Origin of the sequence: Kocuria sp. CPCC 205258 (genome assembly GCF_040981005.1) — a bacterium.
Classification (GTDB): Bacteria; Actinomycetota; Actinomycetes; order Actinomycetales; family Micrococcaceae; genus Kocuria; species Kocuria rosea.
The window spans coordinates 22,453-37,309 of the sequence record NZ_JAVKPS010000006.1 but is presented as its reverse complement, the minus strand read 5'-3'; the positions used below and the strand labels follow the sequence as shown (position 1 = coordinate 37,309).

24 protein-coding genes are annotated in these 14,857 nt (G+C 69.3%); all 24 read left to right on the top strand.

Features of this window, described 5'->3' with window-relative positions:
* The first annotated feature begins 21 nt into the window (after positions 1-21).
* The 24 genes from rplV to rplQ all read left to right on the top strand — a co-directional run bounded on the left by rplV (position 22) and on the right by rplQ (position 14,759).
* On the top strand, positions 22-387 hold the full coding sequence (gene rplV, locus RF644_RS11545) for a 50S ribosomal protein L22 (protein WP_017833301.1): 366 nt from the start codon (positions 22-24) through the stop codon (positions 385-387).
* Positions 388-1,236: a 30S ribosomal protein S3 gene (rpsC, locus tag RF644_RS11540; RefSeq protein WP_368796624.1), complete on the top strand. Its 849-nt coding sequence runs from the start codon at positions 388-390 to the stop codon at positions 1,234-1,236.
* Entirely contained in the window at positions 1,237-1,653 is a 417-nt protein-coding gene (gene rplP, locus RF644_RS11535; RefSeq protein WP_017833303.1) for a 50S ribosomal protein L16, read from the top strand.
* 2 nt (positions 1,654-1,655) lie between these two features.
* Positions 1,656-1,931 carry a 50S ribosomal protein L29 gene (rpmC, locus tag RF644_RS11530; RefSeq protein ID WP_017833304.1) on the top strand — a complete coding sequence of 92 codons (276 nt, stop codon included), beginning with the start codon at positions 1,656-1,658 and terminating at the stop codon, positions 1,929-1,931.
* Positions 1,928-2,218 (top strand): 30S ribosomal protein S17, encoded by a 291-nt coding sequence (gene rpsQ / locus RF644_RS11525; RefSeq protein WP_017833305.1) that lies wholly within the window; start codon positions 1,928-1,930, stop codon positions 2,216-2,218. The genes rpmC and rpsQ overlap by 4 nt, the downstream gene beginning before the upstream one ends.
* Positions 2,219-2,572: 354 nt before the next feature.
* Positions 2,573-2,941: a 50S ribosomal protein L14 gene (gene rplN, locus RF644_RS11520; protein WP_017833306.1), complete on the top strand. Its 369-nt coding sequence runs from the start codon at positions 2,573-2,575 to the stop codon at positions 2,939-2,941.
* A 2-nt stretch (positions 2,942-2,943) separates the two neighbouring features.
* A complete protein-coding gene (gene rplX, locus RF644_RS11515) occupies positions 2,944-3,288 on the top strand; it encodes a 50S ribosomal protein L24 (protein WP_109268117.1) in 345 nt (114 codons plus the stop codon).
* Complete coding sequence (gene rplE / locus RF644_RS11510; RefSeq protein WP_017833308.1) at positions 3,288-3,857, top strand: 50S ribosomal protein L5; 570 nt, start codon at positions 3,288-3,290, stop codon at positions 3,855-3,857. Before rplX ends, rplE begins: the two co-directional genes overlap by 1 nt.
* 85 nt (positions 3,858-3,942) lie before the next feature.
* Positions 3,943-4,341: a 30S ribosomal protein S8 gene (gene rpsH, locus RF644_RS11505; protein WP_017833309.1), complete on the top strand. Its 399-nt coding sequence runs from the start codon at positions 3,943-3,945 to the stop codon at positions 4,339-4,341.
* A gap of 23 nt (positions 4,342-4,364) precedes the next feature.
* The gene (gene rplF / locus RF644_RS11500) at positions 4,365-4,901 is read left to right on the top strand and encodes a 50S ribosomal protein L6 (RefSeq protein ID WP_031282950.1); all 537 of its coding nucleotides are present in this window, start codon (positions 4,365-4,367) and stop codon (positions 4,899-4,901) included.
* 2 nt (positions 4,902-4,903) lie between these two features.
* Positions 4,904-5,275, top strand: coding sequence for a 50S ribosomal protein L18 (gene rplR / locus RF644_RS11495; protein WP_017833311.1), 372 nt, complete (start codon positions 4,904-4,906; stop codon positions 5,273-5,275).
* Complete coding sequence (gene rpsE / locus RF644_RS11490; protein ID WP_017833312.1) at positions 5,272-6,003, top strand: 30S ribosomal protein S5; 732 nt, start codon at positions 5,272-5,274, stop codon at positions 6,001-6,003. The genes rplR and rpsE overlap by 4 nt, the downstream gene beginning before the upstream one ends.
* Positions 6,003-6,212 (top strand): 50S ribosomal protein L30, encoded by a 210-nt coding sequence (gene rpmD, locus RF644_RS11485; protein ID WP_017833313.1) that lies wholly within the window; start codon positions 6,003-6,005, stop codon positions 6,210-6,212. The genes rpsE and rpmD overlap by 1 nt, the downstream gene beginning before the upstream one ends.
* Before the next feature lie 2 nt (positions 6,213-6,214).
* Positions 6,215-6,703, top strand: coding sequence for a 50S ribosomal protein L15 (rplO, locus tag RF644_RS11480; RefSeq protein ID WP_133409341.1), 489 nt, complete (start codon positions 6,215-6,217; stop codon positions 6,701-6,703).
* A gap of 268 nt (positions 6,704-6,971) precedes the next feature.
* Positions 6,972-8,282 (top strand): preprotein translocase subunit SecY, encoded by a 1,311-nt coding sequence (gene secY, locus RF644_RS11475; RefSeq protein WP_031282952.1) that lies wholly within the window; start codon positions 6,972-6,974, stop codon positions 8,280-8,282.
* A gap of 85 nt (positions 8,283-8,367) precedes the next feature.
* Positions 8,368-8,931, top strand: a complete 564-nt coding sequence (locus RF644_RS11470; protein WP_133409342.1) for an adenylate kinase — start codon at positions 8,368-8,370, stop codon at positions 8,929-8,931.
* 117 nt (positions 8,932-9,048) lie between these two features.
* On the top strand, positions 9,049-9,885 hold the full coding sequence (map, locus tag RF644_RS11465; RefSeq protein ID WP_368796623.1) for a type I methionyl aminopeptidase: 837 nt from the start codon (positions 9,049-9,051) through the stop codon (positions 9,883-9,885).
* Between the two features lie 59 nt (positions 9,886-9,944).
* The gene (gene rlmN / locus RF644_RS11460; RefSeq protein WP_368796739.1) at positions 9,945-11,108 is read left to right on the top strand and encodes a 23S rRNA (adenine(2503)-C(2))-methyltransferase RlmN; all 1,164 of its coding nucleotides are present in this window, start codon (positions 9,945-9,947) and stop codon (positions 11,106-11,108) included.
* A 262-nt stretch (positions 11,109-11,370) separates the two neighbouring features.
* Positions 11,371-11,592 (top strand): translation initiation factor IF-1, encoded by a 222-nt coding sequence (gene infA, locus RF644_RS11455; RefSeq protein ID WP_017833319.1) that lies wholly within the window; start codon positions 11,371-11,373, stop codon positions 11,590-11,592.
* 55 nt (positions 11,593-11,647) lie between these two features.
* Positions 11,648-11,761 (top strand): 50S ribosomal protein L36, encoded by a 114-nt coding sequence (gene rpmJ / locus RF644_RS11450; RefSeq protein WP_017833320.1) that lies wholly within the window; start codon positions 11,648-11,650, stop codon positions 11,759-11,761.
* Positions 11,762-11,929: 168 nt separating this feature from the next.
* Entirely contained in the window at positions 11,930-12,298 is a 369-nt protein-coding gene (rpsM, locus tag RF644_RS11445; RefSeq protein WP_017833321.1) for a 30S ribosomal protein S13, read from the top strand.
* A gap of 82 nt (positions 12,299-12,380) precedes the next feature.
* Positions 12,381-12,785 carry a 30S ribosomal protein S11 gene (gene rpsK, locus RF644_RS11440; RefSeq protein WP_017833322.1) on the top strand — a complete coding sequence of 135 codons (405 nt, stop codon included), beginning with the start codon at positions 12,381-12,383 and terminating at the stop codon, positions 12,783-12,785.
* Positions 12,786-12,922: 137 nt separating this feature from the next.
* The gene (locus tag RF644_RS11435; RefSeq protein WP_017833323.1) at positions 12,923-13,930 is read left to right on the top strand and encodes a DNA-directed RNA polymerase subunit alpha; all 1,008 of its coding nucleotides are present in this window, start codon (positions 12,923-12,925) and stop codon (positions 13,928-13,930) included.
* 67 nt (positions 13,931-13,997) lie between these two features.
* A complete protein-coding gene (rplQ, locus tag RF644_RS11430; protein ID WP_031282955.1) occupies positions 13,998-14,759 on the top strand; it encodes a 50S ribosomal protein L17 in 762 nt (253 codons plus the stop codon).
* Positions 14,760-14,857: the final 98 nt, after the last annotated feature.

The window sequence follows — 14,857 nt, the reverse complement described above, 5'->3', positions numbered from 1 at the left end:
GAAGACGAGAGAAGGAAAGCAATGGAAGCCAAGGCATCTGCGCGCTACATCCGCGTGACGCCTATGAAGGCCCGGCGCGTCGTCAACCTGATTCGTGGCCAACAGGCGAATGAGGCTCTGGCGATTCTGAAGTTCGCCCCCCAGGGTGCTTCGGAACCGGTGTTCAAGGTCCTCCAGTCGGCGGTCGCCAACGCGCGCCAGCTGGCGGACCGCGACGGCCTGCCGTTCAAGGAGGAGGAGCTCGTCGTGAGCGAGGCCTTCGTCGACGAGGGTCCGACCATGAAGCGGTTCCAGCCGCGGGCCCAGGGCCGCGCCTACCGCATCAACAAGCGCACGAGCCACATCACCGTGATCGTGGCGAGCCCTGACAGCGAGGAGGTCCGCTAAGTGGGACAGAAGATCAACCCGCACGGGTTCCGGTTGGGCATCACCACCGACCACGTGTCGCACTGGTACGCGGACTCCACCAAGGAGGGCCAGCGCTACAAGGACTACGTCCGCGAGGACATCAAGATCCGCAAGCTCATGTCCACGGGCATGGAGCGGGCCGGCATCTCCAAGGTCGAGATCGAGCGGACCCGGGACCGCGTGCGCGTGGACATCCACACCGCCCGCCCCGGCATCGTCATCGGCCGCCGCGGCGCCGAGGCCGACCGCATCCGCGGCGAGCTCGAGAAGCTCACCGGCAAGCAGATCCAGCTGAACATCCTCGAGGTCAAGAACCCCGAGGTGGACGCCCAGCTGGTCGCCCAGGGTGTCGCCGAGCAGCTCGCCTCCCGCGTGGCCTTCCGCCGCGCCATGAAGAAGGCCATCCAGTCGGCGCAGCGCGCCGGCGCGAAGGGCATCCGCATCCAGTGCGCCGGCCGCCTCGGCGGCGCCGAGATGAGCCGCTCGGAGTTCTACCGCGAAGGCCGTGTGCCCCTGCACACCCTGCGCGCGAACATCGACTACGGCTTCTTCGAGGCCAAGACCACCTTCGGCCGCATCGGCGTGAAGGTCTGGATCTACAAGGGCGACCTCACCGCCAAGGAACTGGCGGCCCAGCAGGCCGCCGCTCCCTCGCGCGGCCGCGGCGGCGACCGTGACCGTCGCGGCGGTCCGGGCGAGCGTCGTGGAGGCGGCGGCGACCGTCGTCGTCCCGACCGTAACGACCGTGGCGGACGCCGTGAGCGCAACGACTCCGCCGCCTCCCCGGCTCCGGCCGCGGGAGCGACCAACGCAGAGGGTGGTAAGTAAATGCTCATCCCACGTCGTGTGAAGTTCCGCAAGCAGCACCACCCGAAGCGGTCGGGCGCTGCCAAGGGCGGCACCACTGTCGCCTTCGGCGAGTGGGGCATCCAGGCGCTCACGCCGGCCTACGTGACGAACCGTCAGATCGAGGCCGCCCGTATCGCCATGACCCGCCACATCAAGCGTGGCGGCAAGGTCTGGATCAACATCTACCCGGACCGCCCCCTGACCAAGAAGCCCGCCGAGACCCGCATGGGCTCCGGCAAGGGCTCCCCCGAATGGTGGGTCGCCAACGTCAAGCCCGGGCGCGTGATGTTCGAGCTCTCCGGTGTCTCCGAAGAGGTCGCCCGCGAGGCCCTGCGCCTGGCGATCCACAAGCTCCCGATGAAGGCACGCATCGTGCGTCGCGAAGGTGGTGAATGAGAATGGCTGTTGGATCCAAGGATCTGAGCATCGAGAACCTCGCGGCCCTCGACAAGGACTCTCTGGGTGAGGCGCTGCGCAAGGCCAAGGAGGAGCTGTTCAACCTCCGCTTCCAGTCCGCAACCGGTCAGCTCGAGAACAACGGCCGCCTCAAGGCCGTCAAGCGCGACATCGCGCGCATCTACACGGTGCTGCGCGAGCGCGAGCTCGGCATCCGGCCCCAGGCGGGCTCCGCCGAGACCACCGCCGAGACCACCTCCGAGGAGGACGCCAAGTGACCGAGCAGATCAACAACGAGGCCGAGCAGGCCGACGAGCGCGGTGACCGCAAGAGCCGTCGTGGCTACGTGGTCTCCGACAAGATGGACAAGACCGTCGTGGTGCAGCTGCAGGACAACGTCAAGCACTCGCTGTACGGCAAGGTCATGCGCCGCTCCTCGAAGGTCAAGGCCCACGACGAGCAGAACGCCGCCGGCGTCGGCGACCTCGTCCTGATCTCCGAGACCCGCCCGCTGTCCGCGACCAAGCGGTGGCGGATCGTGGAGATCCTCGAGAAGGCCAAGTGACCCGAGCTCGCTAGAGCCGGCCACGGCCCCGACGGCCCGTCCCCTCCACGAGGGGACGGGCCGTCGCCCGTTCACCGCCCGCACGGACGTCGCCCCGCCTGTGCTAGGCTGGTGAGCTTGTATGGGCGGAAATCTCTGCCCGTGCAATCCACAGCTCTTCGTGCCAGCGCATAATGACCGCGTGCAGGGCGCCCCGTGCCACTTGGTGGCGGGTTCAGATGCTCCTGGCATGGAGGGCTGGGCCCGGTCCGGCGTGCGCGCCGGGGGAGGGCACATCATCCGACAAGCTGTTCCGCAAGGCCCGCACCGTGCTCTCGATCGGTGTTGGAACCGGCGTGACGACAGGAGTAATCAGTGATTCAGCAGGAGTCGCGACTGAAGGTCGCCGACAACACGGGTGCGAAGGAAATCCTCACCATCCGTGTTCTCGGTGGATCCGGACGTCGCTACGCAGGCATCGGCGACATCATCGTCGCCACCGTCAAGGACGCGATCCCCGGCGGGAACGTGAAGAAGGGCGACGTGGTCAAGGCCGTGATCGTCCGTACCAAGAAGGAGCGCCGTCGTCCGGACGGCTCCTACATCAAGTTCGACGAGAACGCCGCAGTGATCCTGAAGAACGACGGTGACCCCCGTGGTACCCGCATCTTCGGCCCCGTGGGCCGTGAGCTGCGCGACAAGAAGTTCATGAAGATCATCTCGCTGGCCCCGGAGGTGCTCTGACCATGGCGAAGTTCAAGATCAAGACCGGCGACCTGGTGCAGGTCATCTCCGGCAGCAAGGACAACAAGGGCAAGCAGGGCAAGGTCCTGCGCGTGATCCCCGAGACCTCCCGCGTGGTCGTGGAGGGCATCAACGTGATCACCCGCCACCGCAAGGCCTCCATGCAGGGCGAAGCCGGCGGCATCGACAAGGTCGAGGCCCCGATCCACGTGTCCAACGTGGCGCTCGTGGACCCGGAGACCAACAAGCCGACCCGCGTCGGCCACCGCACCGAGACCGTGGAGCGCGACGGACGCCAGAAGACCGTCCGCGTCCGCGTCTCCAAGAGCACCGGCAAGGACCTGTGATGACCGAAACCACCGAGATCAGCGTGTCCCCGCGCTTCAAGGACAAGTACCAGGAGACCGTCGTGCCCGCGCTGCAGGAGCAGTTCGGCTACGGCAACGTCATGGAGATCCCGCGCGTCGTCAAGGTCGTCGTGAACATGGGTGTCGGTGACGCCGCGAAGGACTCGAAGCTCATCGACGGCGCCGTCCGCGACCTCACCGCCATCACGGGCCAGAAGCCGCTCGTGACCCGGGCGAAGAAGTCCATCGCGCAGTTCAAGCTCCGCGAGGGCATGCCGATCGGCGCGCACACCACGCTGCGCGGCGACCGCATGTGGGAGTTCCTCGACCGCCTGGTGACCCTGGCCCTGCCGCGCATCCGTGACTTCCGCGGTCTGTCCGACCGCCAGTTCGACGGCAACGGCAACTACACCTTCGGCCTCACCGAGCAGTCCATGTTCCACGAGATCGACCAGGACCGTATCGACCGGGTCCGCGGCATGGACATCACGGTGGTCACCACCGCGAAGACCGACGACGAGGGCCGCGCGCTGTTGAAGGCGCTCGGCTTCCCCTTCAAGACCAACTAATCTCGCTACGTTCCAGGTCCGGCCGGGCGCCCACGGGCGCCGCCAGGTGCGGAAACCGGGACGAGGAAGGGCACGTGCCCCCAAAATGACAATGACAGATCCTGTCGCGGACATGCTGACGCGTCTGCGCAACGCCAACTCCGCCTACCACGACTCCGTGAGCATGCCGTACTCGAAGCTCAAGGCTCGCGTGGCGGACATCCTCAAGGCCGAGGGCTACATCGCGGACTACAAGGAAGAGGCGGCGGAGGTCGGCAAGACCCTCACGCTCTCCCTGAAGTTCGGCCCCAACCGGGAGCGCTCCATCGCGGGCGTCCGGCGCATCTCCAAGCCGGGCCTGCGCGTCTACGCCAAGTCCACCAACCTCCCCAAGGTCCTGGGCGGCCTGGGCATCGCCATCCTGTCCACCTCTTCCGGGCTGCTGACCGACAAGCAGGCCGCGAAGAAGGGCGTGGGCGGCGAAGTCCTCGCGTACGTCTGGTAACCCGGAACAGAAAGGAAGAGAACATGTCACGTATCGGACGTCTCCCCATCTCTGTGCCGGCCGGTGTGGAGATCAAGATCGACGGCAACGTCGTCTCCGTCAAGGGCGCCAAGGGCGAGCTGCAGCACACCGTTGCCAGCCCGATCACCGTCGCGCTCGACGACAGCACCCTCACCGTCACCCGACCCGACGACGAGCGCGAGTCCCGCTCGTTGCACGGTCTCACCCGCACCCTGATCGCCAACATGATCCAGGGCGTCACCCAGGGCTACACCAAGGGCATCGAGATCGTCGGCACCGGTTACCGCGTGCAGGCCAAGGGCCAGGACCTCGAGTTCGCCCTCGGCTACAGCCACCCGATCACCTTCAAGGCGCCGGAGGGCATCTCGTTCGCCGTCGAGGGCGTCAACAAGCTCTCGGTCAACGGCATCGACAAGCAGCAGGTCGGCGAGGTCGCCGCCAAGATCCGCAAGCTCCGCGCCCCCGAGCCCTACAAGGGCAAGGGCGTGCGGTACGCCGGCGAGCAGATCCGCCGCAAGGCCGGAAAGGCTGGTAAGTAACCATGGCTCTGAAGATCAAGGGCAAGTCCAAGGCCGCGGCCCGCAGCCGCCGCCACGTCCGGGTGCGCAAGCACCTGGCCGGCACGGCCGCGCGCCCGCGCCTGGTCGTCAACCGCTCGGCCCGCCACGTGTTCGTCCAGGTCGTCGACGACACCAAGGGTGTCACCGTCGCCTCGGCCTCCACCATGGAGGCCGACCTGCGCGGCGCCGACGCGGACAAGACCGCCAAGGCCAAGCGCGTGGGTGAGCTCGTGGCCGAGCGCGCCAAGGCCGCCGGTGTCGAGTCCGTCGTGTTCGACCGCGGCGGCAACAAGTACCACGGTCGCGTGGCGGCTGTCGCCGACGGCGCCCGCGAAGGAGGTCTGGCACTGTGAGCGAGCAGAACAACGAGAAGGAAACCCAGGTGACCGAAGCCAGCACTGCCTCCACGGAGGCGACCGGGGCCCAGCAGACCACCGAGGCCAACCGCTCCCAGGACTCCCGCGGCGACCGCGGGGGCCGTGGCGAGCGCGGCGGCCGCGGTGAGCGCGGGGGCCGTGGCGAGCGCGGCGGCCGCGGTGGCCGCGGGGGCCGCGACGAGGAGAAGGACAAGTTCCTCGAGCGCGTCGTGACCATCAACCGTGTCTCCAAGGTCGTCAAGGGTGGTCGTCGCTTCAGCTTCACCGCCCTCGTCGTCGTCGGCGACGGCAACGGCATGGTCGGCGTCGGCTACGGCAAGGCCAAGGAGGTGCCGGCGGCGATCTCGAAGGGCGTCGAGGAGGCGAAGAAGAACTTCTTCCGCGTCCCGCGCATCGAGGACCGCACGATCCCGCACCGCGTGCAGGGCGAGGCCGCCGCAGGCGTCGTCATGCTGCGCCCGGCGACCCCGGGTACCGGTGTGATCGCCGGTGGTCCGGTCCGCGCCGTGCTCGAGTGCGCCGGCATCCACGACGTGCTGTCGAAGTCCCTCGGCTCGTCGAACCAGATCAACATCGTGCACGCAACCATCGAGGCGCTCCGCCAGCTCGAGGAGCCGGCGGCCGTCGCGGCCCGTCGTGGGCTCCCGATGGACGAGGTCGTCCCCGGTCCGTTGCTGCGCTCGATCCAGAAGGCAGGTGCCTGATGTCCGGCAAGCGTATCCAGCCCGACGGCACGGAGCTGCGCATCACGCAGGTCCGGTCGGTGGTCGGCCAGAAGCAGAACATGCGCAACACCCTGCGGTCCCTCGGCCTCAAGCGGCCGGGCAACGTCGTGGTCCGCAAGGCCGACGGCGTGACCGCGGGCATGGTCAACACCGTCGCCCACCTGGTCAAGGTCGAGGAGGCCAAGTAACCATGGCAGAGAACACTGCTGAGAACACCGCTCAGAGCAACGAGAAGGTGCACGCGCTCAAGGTGCACCACCTGCGTCCGGCCCCCGGCGCGAAGACCGCCAAGACCCGCGTGGGTCGCGGTGAGGGCTCCAAGGGCAAGACCGCCGGCCGCGGCACCAAGGGCACCAGTGCCCGGTACCAGGTCAAGGCGGGCTTCGCGGGCGGGCAGCTTCCGCTGCACATGCGCCTGCCCAAGCTGCGCGGGTTCAAGAACCCGTTCCGCGTGGAGTACCAGGTCGTCAACCTGGACAAGCTCACCGAGCTCTTCCCGGAGGGCGGCGAGGTGACCGTGGAGTCGCTCGTGGCCCGGGGCGCCGTGCGCAAGAACCAGCCCGTCAAGGTCCTGGGCTCCGGCGAGATCGCGGTCGCGGTCGACGTGAAGGCGCACGCCTTCTCGGGCTCCGCCGCGGAGAAGATCGCCGCCGCCGGCGGCAGCACCACCGCGCTGTGAGCGCGGGCCGCGGGGCCGGGCGCACGCCCGGCCCCGCGGCACCCACGGATCAGGCCCCGTCCACGCCAGCGTGGGCGGGGCCTGATCCGTCGGCGGGCACGAGCCCGCCCCGTCGTCGCGCGCCCCCGGTGAGTCCCGGGCGGGCCGCGTTCGCTAGACTTGCCGGAGTCGCCCGCGCCCACCGGGCGCGGGGACCCCGGACCGAGCTCCCGCACCACCACACCCCCCGCCACCGGATGCCGGTCGGACCCAGTTTCTAGGAGGACATGTGCTCAGCGCTTTCGGACGGGCGTTGCGAACCCCCGACCTGCGACGCAAGCTGGGGTTCACCCTCGCCCTCATCGTGCTCTACCGCCTGGGCACGTTCATCCCGGCGCCGGGCGTCGACTACGGCAACGTGCAGCAGTGCCTGGCCCTCGGGACCACCACGGGCGGCGTGTACGACATGGTGAACCTCTTCAGCGGCGGCGCGCTGCTGCAGCTGTCGGTCTTCGCCCTGGGCGTCATGCCCTACATCACCGCGAGCATCATCGTGCAGCTGCTGCGCGTGGTCATCCCGCGCTTCCAGGAGCTGCACGAGGAGGGGGCGCAGGGGCAGACGCAGCTGACCCAGTACACCCGCTACCTCACCATCGGCCTCGCGCTGCTCAACGCCACCACGGTGGTCTCGCTCGCCCGGTCCGGCGCCCTGCTGGGGGACTGCCCCCTGCCGATCATCCCGAACGACACCTGGCTGACCGTGCTGATCATCATCATCACGATGACCGCCGGCACGGCGATCATCATGTGGCTGGGGGAGCGGATCACGGAGAAGGGCGTGGGCAACGGCATGTCGCTGCTCATCTTCACCTCCATCGCCGCGACCTTCCCCTCCGCGCTGGGCGAGATCCTCCGCACCCGGGGCTGGGGCGTGTTCCTCTCCGTGCTGGCCGTGGGGCTCGTGGTGATCACCTGCGTGGTGTTCGTGGAGCAGTCCCAGCGCCGCGTGCCCGTGCAGTACGCCAAGCGGATGGTGGGCCGGCGCACGATCGGCGGGACCACCACCTACATCCCGCTCAAGGTCAACATGGCCGGTGTCATCCCCATCATCTTCGCGTCCTCGATGCTGATGCTCCCCGGCATGCTCGCCCAGTTCGGCATGCCGGACGACGGCACGGACATCCCCGGCTGGGTCAACTGGATCAACACCTACCTCGTCACCGGCGACCACCCCGTGTACATGGCGATGTACTTCCTGATGATCGTGTTCTTCACGTACTTCTACGTGTCGATCACGTTCAACCCGGAGGAGGTCTCCAACAACATGAAGCGCTACGGCGGTTTCATCCCGGGGATCCGCGCGGGACGGCCCACCGAGAAGTACCTCGCCTACGTGCTCAGCCGGATCACGTTCCCGGGCGCCCTCTACCTGGGCATCGTGTCGATGATCCCCCTCGTGGCGCTCGTGCTGATCGACGCGAACCAGAACTTCCCCTTCGGCGGTCCGTCGCTGCTGATCATGGTGGGCGTCGGCCTGGACACGGTGAAGCAGATCGAGGCCCAGCTGCAGCAGCGCAACTACGAGGGCCTGTTGCGCTGACCCCTCCCCGCCGTCCCCCGCCGGGGACGGCGGGCACGCCCCGGTAGACTGGGACCGCAGCCACCACCGACCGCAAGGAGACTTCATGACCCGCATGCTCATCATCGGACCCCCCGGCGCAGGCAAGGGCACGCAGGCCGTGCGCATCTCGGAGCGGCTCGGCATCCCGGCGATCTCCACCGGCGACATCTTCCGGGCCAACATCAAGGGCCGGACCCCCCTGGGGCAGGAGGCCAAGAGCTACATCGACGCCGGCGACCTCGTCCCGGACTCCGTGACCAACCGGATGGTCCGCGACCGCCTCGCCGAGACGGACACCGCCGACGGCTTCCTGCTCGACGGCTACCCGCGCAACGCCGCGCAGGTGGACGAGCTCGATGCCATCCTCGCCGAGCTGGGGCAGGAGCTCGACGTGGTGCTGAAGCTGACCGCCGACCGCGACGAGCTCGTCCAGCGGCTCCTCGGGCGGGCCCAGAAGGAGGGGCGCACCGACGACACGGAGGCGGTCATCCGGCACCGCCTCGACGTGTACGACGCCGAGACCGCCGTGGTCGTCGACGTCTACGACCGGCGCGGCATCGTCCGCGAGGTCGACGGGCTCGGGACCGTCGACGAGGTCTCCCAGCGGATCATGACAGCGCTGTCCTGACGCACCGTCCCGCACCGCGCACGCCGTGACACCCCCGGACACCCCCGGGGGTCTCACGTTTAACCCACGACAGCCGCGAGCTCCCCGACCGGGGGAGCGGCTCGGAAGGAAGACCGCATGTTCGGCCGCCGCCGGATCGAGTACAAGACCCACGCCCAGCTGCGCACCATGCAGCGCGCCGGGGTGGTGACCTCCCGCGCCCTCGACGCCGCCGTGGCGGCCGCCGTGCCCGGCGCGACCACCGCGTCCCTCGACGACGTCTTCCGCTCCGTCCTCGACGAGCACGGGGCGAGCTCCAACTTCCTCGGCTACTTCGGCTACCCCGCCGCCGTGTGCGTGTCCGTCAACGAGGTGGTCGTCCACGGCATCCCGGGGGACCAGGTGCTGCAGGAGGGGGACATCCTCTCCGTGGACGGCGGGGCCGTGGTCGAGGGCTGGCACGGGGACTCCGCGCGCACCGTGCTCCTGGGCCGCCCGGACCCCGCGGACGCCGAGCTCTCCGACGTCACCCGCAACGCCATGTGGCACGGCATCGCGGCGGCGGCCACCGGCACGCACGTCGGCGACATCGGCGCGGCCGTGGAGGACTACGTGCGCAAGGCCTCCGGGCACCGCTTCGGGATCCTCGAGGAGTACGTGGGCCACGGGATCGGCTCCAAGATGCACATGGCCCCCGACGTGCTCAACTTCCGCAGCACCGACCGCGGGCCCCGCCTGCGCGCCGGGATGGCGCTGGCCATCGAGCCGATGCTCGTCCGCGGCGGGATCGGCACCCGCGTGCTCGACGACGAGTGGACCGTGGTCACCACCGACGGCGCCCGCTCCAGCCAGTGGGAGCACTCCGTGGCCCTGCACGCCGACGGCGTCTGGGTGCTCACCGCCGAGGACGGCGGGGCCTCGGAGCTCGAGCCCCTCGGCGTGCGCCCCGTCCCGATCCCGGAGGACCTGCCGTGACCCGGCAGCCCTCCACCACCCCGGACCCGCGACACCGCGAGGAGAACACCGTGGCCCAGCTGCCGCAGCAGAGCACCACCAGCACACCCGTCGAGCTCACCGTGAAGCCCCGGCCCGGTCAGCTGACCTTCGCCGCGCCGCGGCGCGGCAAGCCCCCGCGCCACCTCGCCGACTTCGACATGGCGGGCCGCCGGGAGTTCCTCGCCGAGCTGGGGCACCAGCCCTTCCGGGCGGGACAGCTCTCCCGCCACTACTTCGACCGGTTCGCCACGGCCCCCGAGGACATGACCGACCTGCCCGCGGCCGGCCGGGAGGAGCTCGTCTCCCAGGCCCTGCCCACGCTGCTGACGACCGTGCGCAGCCTCGAGGCCGACCAGGGGGACACCGTCAAGAACGTGCACCGCTGCTTCGACGGCGCCACCGTGGAGTCCGTGCTCATGCGCTACACCCACCGGGTGACCATGTGCATCTCCTCCCAGGCCGGCTGCGGGATGAACTGCCCCTTCTGCGCGACCGGCCAGGCGGGCCTGACCCGCAACCTCTCGACCGCGGAGATGGTCGAGCAGGTCGTGCAGGGCGCGCGGATGCTCCGCGGCGGCAGGGTGGGCCGGGCGGAGCAGGAGCCGCTGCGCATCTCCAACATCGTGTTCATGGGCATGGGGGAGGCCCTCGCCAACTACAAGGCCTCGATCGGGGCGATCCACCGGCTCATCGACCCCTCCCCGGAGGGCCTCGGCATCTCGGCCCGCGGCATCACCATGTCCACGGTGGGCCTGGTGCCCGGGATCCGGAAGTTCACGCAGGAGAAGCTGCCGGTCACCCTGGCGCTGTCCCTGCACGCCCCGGACGACGAGCTGCGCGACGAGCTCATCCCGATCAACACCCGCTGGAAGGTCGACGAGGCCCTCGACGCCGCCTACGACTACTACCAGGCCACCGGCCGGCGGGTCTCGATCGAGTACGCCCTGATCCGCGACATCAACGACCACGGCTGGCGGGCCGACCTCCTCGGCGAGAAGCTCAACGCCCGCGGCGGAGGATGGGTGCACGTGAACCCCATCCCGCTCAACCCGACCCCCGGCTCCAAGTGGACCGCGTCGCGGCCCGGCGTGGAGCAGAACTTCGTGGAGCGGCTCCGCGCCCACGGCATCCCCACCACCGTGCGGGACACCCGCGGCTCCGACATCGACGGGGCCTGCGGGCAGCTCGCCGCGACCGTCTGAGCGCCGTCGTCCCCGGCGGCGGCCCCGGCACCCCTCCGCGGGGGCGCCTCCCGCGTTGCGGGAGGCGCCCCCGATCCCGTAGAGTGTCCTGTTGGTTGTCTGTGCTCCAGCGATTCCGCACACTTCGGACCACGCCGACCTCACCGTGCACCACGAACGGTGATGGTGCGCGCGTACGGGTCCGCTGCGGCGTTTAACGACGATGTACACCCGAAACCCTGCTCGCCGCCCCGGCGGGGGGCACCTGAAGTTAGCGGAGGATATGGCCAAGAAAGACGGAGTCATCGAGATCGAAGGCACTGTGGTCGAGGCTCTGCCCAACGCGATGTTCCGCGTTGAGCTGAACAACGGTCACCTGGTCCTCGCCCACATCTCCGGGAAGATGCGACAGCACTACATCCGGATCCTCCCCGAGGACCGCGTGGTGGTGGAGCTGAGCCCGTACGACCTCACCCGCGGTCGTATCGTCTACCGCTACAAGTAGGACCGGCGGCCGTCCGGGCCGCACACCACTCGAGAGAACGACGCGAAGGAATGCGATGAAGGTCCAACCGAGCGTGAAGCCGATCTGCGACAAGTGCAAGGTGATCCGCCGCAACGGGCGGGTCATGGTGATCTGCGAGAACCCGCGCCACAAACAGCGTCAGGGCTGACCCGCCCCGAGCTGCCCACGCAAGTGGATCCACAAAGGCACCGCTCCCGACCGGAGAGATCCAGGCGGGCGCCCCCGGTACAGAGGCCGGGGACCGGAGGGGACATGACGTCCCCGACCGGACAGCGATGCTCCAGACCTCTGGAACACCACAAGGAGAACCGCCGATATGGCTCGTCTCGCAGGCGTCGACCTTCCCCGCGAAAAGCGGCTGGAAATTGCGCTCACCTACATCTACGGCGTGGGTCGCACCCGCGCGCTCGCCACCCTGGACGCCACCGGCATCTCGGGCGACCTGCGCGTGCGCGAACTCACCGATGCCCAGCTCGTGGAGCTGCGCGACTACATCGAGGACAACTACAAGGTCGAGGGTGACCTCCGCCGCGAGGTGGCCGCCGACATCCGCCGCAAGGTCGAGATCGGCAGCTACCAGGGCATCCGGCACCGCCGCGGCCTGCCCGTGCACGGTCAGCGCACCAAGACCAACGCCCGCACCCGCAAGGGTCCGAAGCGCACGGTCGCCGGCAAGAAGAAGTAGCCCGCTGCCGCTCGTGCGCCAGGACCCCGTGGTCCCCCGAGCGGCCCACCACCACTCTTCCCGAACTTTGTAGGAGATCTCCATGCCCCCGAAGACTCGCGCAGCGGCTGCCCGCAAGCCCCGCCGCAAGGACAAGAAGAACGTCACCCAGGGCCAGGCCCACATCAAGTCGACGTTCAACAACACCATCGTCACCATCACCGACCCCTCCGGCGCCGTCCTCTCCTGGTCGTCCGCCGGCGAGATGGGTTTCAAGGGCTCTCGCAAGTCCACCCCCTTCGCGGCCCAGATGGCCGCCGAGGCCGCCGCGAAGCGCGCGCAGGAGCACGGCATGCGCAAGGTCGACGTGTTCGTCAAGGGCCCCGGCTCCGGGCGCGAGACCGCCATCCGCTCCCTGCAGGCCACCGGCCTCGAGGTCGGCTCCATCTCGGACGTCACCCCGAGCGCGCACAACGGTTGCCGCCCGCCGAAGCGCCGCCGCGTCTGATGTGAGCACGCCCACCGGGACCCTGCGGGGTCCCGGTGCGCGTGCCGACAACGGACCGGGCACCGGTCCGCACCCATCAACTGTTTTCCACCATTTGCGCGCGTCATATAGCGGATGCCCGCTGAAAGGAAACATCAGTGCTCATCGCACAGCGCCCCACCCTCTCTGAAGAGGTCGTGGCCGACAACCGGTCCCGCTTCGTGATCGAACCGCTCGAGCCCGGCTTCGGCTACACCCTCGGCAACTCCCTCCGCCGCACCCTCCTGTCCTCGATCCCCGGTGCCGCCGTGACCAGCATCCGGCTCGACGGGGTGCTCCACGAGTTCTCCACCGTGGAGGGCGTGAAGGAGGACGTCTCCGAGGTCATTCTCAACATCAAGAAGCTCGCCGTCTCCTCGGAGCAGGACGAGCCCGTCGTCGCCTACCTGCGCAAGCAGGGCCCCGGCGTCGTCACCGCCGCGGACATCACGGCCCCGGCCGGTGTGGAGATCCACAACCCGGACCTGCACATCGCGACCCTCAACGCGAAGGGCCAGCTCGAGCTCGAGCTGACCATCGAGCGCGGGCGCGGGTACGTCTCCGCCGCCCAGAACAAGGCCGGGGACGCGGAGATCGGCCGCATCCCGGTCGACTCGATCTACTCGCCCGTCCTGAAGGTGACCTTCCGCGTGGAGGCCACCCGTGTGGAGCAGCGCACCGACTTCGACAAGCTGGTCCTGGACGTGGAGACCAAGGAGGCCATCACCCCGCGTGACGCCGTGGCCTCCGCCGGCACCACCCTGGTCGAGCTGTTCGGTCTCGCCCGGGAGCTCAACACGGCCGCCGAGGGCATCGAGATCGGGCCCTCGCCGACGGACGCCGCGATGGCCGCCGACATGGCGCTGCCCATCGAGGACCTCGAGCTCACCGTGCGGTCCTACAACTGCCTCAAGCGCGAGGGCATCCACACCGTGGGTGAGCTCGTGGGCCGTTCCGAGGCGGACCTGATGGACATCCGCAACTTCGGCGCCAAGTCGATCGACGAGGTCAAGGCCAAGCTCGTCGACCTCGGGCTGTCCCTCAAGGACTCGCCCCCCGGTTTCGACCTCGCCGCTCGCGCCGCCGCGATCGACGACGAGAACCCGTTCGACGACGACGACCACTAGTCCTTCCCGCTGACGTCCCGACGGGTGCCCGCCCGGGCCGGGACACACTTCCAGGAGATCAACAACCATGCCTACTCCCACCAAGGGACCCCGCCTCGGAGGCGGACCCGCGCACGAGCGCCTGATGCTGGCGAACCTGTCGCAGCAGCTGTTCGAGCACAAGCGCATCACCACCACCGTGACCAAGGCGAAGCGGATGCGTCCCTACGCCGAGCGCCTGATCACCTTCGCCAAGCGCGGTGACCTGGCCGCCCGCCGTCGCGTGCTGGCGCAGCTGACCGACAAGTCCGTGGTGCACGAGCTGTTCACCACCATCGCCTCGGCGATGGAGGACCGCAACGGCGGCTACACCCGCATCACCAAGATCGGCAACCGCAAGGGCGACAACGCCCCCATGGCGGTCATCGAGCTCGTGATGGAGCCCGTCGCGACCAAGGCCACCGTGGCCGAGGCCGAGCGCGCCACCGAGAAGGCCGCCCCGGCCCCCGCCGCCCCGGTCGACACCCCGGCGGACTCCACCGCCGGTGAGGTCGCCGCCGAGGAGATCCCCGCCGACGAGCAGGCCCCCGAGGTCGGCTCGGAGCAGGCCGCCGAGGTCGCCGCCGAGAACTCCGACGCCGAGTTCCCCGGTTCACGCGCCCCGCTCGAGTCCGGCGAGGCCCCCGAGGGCTTCGAGGTCAAGGGCAACAAGAACTCGATGAAGTACCACGTGCCCGGCTCCCGCTGGTACGCGGGCACCACCGCCGAGATCTGGTTCGACTCGCCGGCCAACGCCGAGGCCGCCGGCTTCCAGCCGGCCGGCGGCGCCGCCGCGCAGAAGTTGCGCTGACCGGACGACGCACGGACGGACACCGCGACGCCGCCGGGGACCTGGTCCCCGGCGGCGTCGTCGTGCCCGCCGCACCCCCACCACCCCCTCCCAGGAGC

Coding starts and splice junctions, on each gene's coding strand:
- RF644_RS11470 (WP_133409342.1), top strand. CDS start 8,368: ATGACCCGCATGCTCATCATCGGACCCCCCGGCGCAGGCAAGGGCACG.
- rplX (WP_109268117.1), top strand. CDS start 2,944: ATGGCGAAGTTCAAGATCAAGACCGGCGACCTGGTGCAGGTCATCTCC.
- rplR (WP_017833311.1), top strand. CDS start 4,904: ATGGCTCTGAAGATCAAGGGCAAGTCCAAGGCCGCGGCCCGCAGCCGC.
- rpmD (WP_017833313.1), top strand. CDS start 6,003: ATGTCCGGCAAGCGTATCCAGCCCGACGGCACGGAGCTGCGCATCACG.
- rplP (WP_017833303.1), top strand. CDS start 1,237: ATGCTCATCCCACGTCGTGTGAAGTTCCGCAAGCAGCACCACCCGAAG.
- rplF (WP_031282950.1), top strand. CDS start 4,365: ATGTCACGTATCGGACGTCTCCCCATCTCTGTGCCGGCCGGTGTGGAG.
- rplQ (WP_031282955.1), top strand. CDS start 13,998: ATGCCTACTCCCACCAAGGGACCCCGCCTCGGAGGCGGACCCGCGCAC.
- rpsM (WP_017833321.1), top strand. CDS start 11,930: ATGGCTCGTCTCGCAGGCGTCGACCTTCCCCGCGAAAAGCGGCTGGAA.
- rplE (WP_017833308.1), top strand. CDS start 3,288: ATGACCGAAACCACCGAGATCAGCGTGTCCCCGCGCTTCAAGGACAAG.
- rpmC (WP_017833304.1), top strand. CDS start 1,656: ATGGCTGTTGGATCCAAGGATCTGAGCATCGAGAACCTCGCGGCCCTC.
- rpsH (WP_017833309.1), top strand. CDS start 3,943: ATGACAATGACAGATCCTGTCGCGGACATGCTGACGCGTCTGCGCAAC.
- map (WP_368796623.1), top strand. CDS start 9,049: ATGTTCGGCCGCCGCCGGATCGAGTACAAGACCCACGCCCAGCTGCGC.
- rpsK (WP_017833322.1), top strand. CDS start 12,381: ATGCCCCCGAAGACTCGCGCAGCGGCTGCCCGCAAGCCCCGCCGCAAG.
- rpmJ (WP_017833320.1), top strand. CDS start 11,648: ATGAAGGTCCAACCGAGCGTGAAGCCGATCTGCGACAAGTGCAAGGTG.
- rplO (WP_133409341.1), top strand. CDS start 6,215: ATGGCAGAGAACACTGCTGAGAACACCGCTCAGAGCAACGAGAAGGTG.
- infA (WP_017833319.1), top strand. CDS start 11,371: ATGGCCAAGAAAGACGGAGTCATCGAGATCGAAGGCACTGTGGTCGAG.
- rplV (WP_017833301.1), top strand. CDS start 22: ATGGAAGCCAAGGCATCTGCGCGCTACATCCGCGTGACGCCTATGAAG.